Genomic DNA, 239 nt, shown 5'->3' with positions numbered 1-239 from the left:
AGGGTTTGACGATCGCCGGAATTTCGTTTTGCCCGAGGAAAATGGTGGTGACCGCGACGAATGACTCAATCTTGCTGATATTTAATGCTTTCTGGAATATACCGCCGAGAATGCGAATTAAAATCCCCATCACACCGATGTAGTAGAGAATACTCACCAGTGCAGTGACGAAGATAATTGCCGGTAATACCCTGAAACCAAAGATAAATCCTGCGCCATCAAACAGCGTGTCCATTTTC

1 protein-coding gene is annotated in these 239 nt (G+C 45.2%); it reads right to left on the bottom strand.

Translation table 11 applies throughout. The features are described 5' to 3' along the window. A partial coding sequence (locus SB771_RS36735; RefSeq protein WP_410722251.1) for a nucleoside recognition domain-containing protein occupies positions 1-239 on the bottom strand: 239 nt, incomplete at both ends.

The sequence above is a fragment of the Burkholderia sp. SIMBA_051 genome, from assembly GCF_046534915.1.
Classification (GTDB): domain Bacteria; phylum Pseudomonadota; class Gammaproteobacteria; order Burkholderiales; family Burkholderiaceae; genus Burkholderia; species Burkholderia ambifaria.
Note: the sequence above shows the minus strand (reverse complement) of the source record. Positions and strands in the feature narration are given on the sequence as shown.